1 protein-coding gene is annotated in these 356 nt (G+C 51.1%); it reads right to left on the bottom strand.

Annotation, left to right across the window (positions count from 1 at the left end):
• Positions 1–356 (bottom strand): VCBS domain-containing protein (locus AB4249_RS21700; RefSeq protein WP_372104766.1); only part of this gene is annotated, 356 nt, incomplete at both ends.

Raw genomic sequence — 356 nt, 5'->3', positions numbered from 1 at the left:
CCTATACCTGATAGATGCCCAGCATCGGCATGGTAATGCCAGGTGCCATCGGTGAGTAAGATTAGATCGCCATAGGTGCCGTGATAGTCGTAACCATTGCTGCCTTGGCGTTCAAATCCTGACTCGCCTACATCGGGGTCTGTGATGGTCAGCTTGCCATCAGCATAGAGTGTTGTATTGCCAAGTGTGGCGATGCCTGAGTGAGCATAGTCGGGTGACATGTCGACACCCGCGCTGTTTTCGGTTATTGAACCAGTATCAACGCCAGCGATTTGGGCTTTATCGCCAACTGCCGAGAGTGTTGTTGATGCACCAGTGTGTGTTACTCCTCCGTGTGCATCTTTAACATCATAGCT

Origin of the sequence: Vibrio sp. 10N.261.55.F4 (genome assembly GCF_041470465.1) — a bacterium.
Lineage (GTDB): Bacteria > Pseudomonadota > Gammaproteobacteria > Enterobacterales > Vibrionaceae > Vibrio > Vibrio crassostreae_C.
This window is presented reverse-complemented; position numbering and strand designations above follow the sequence as displayed.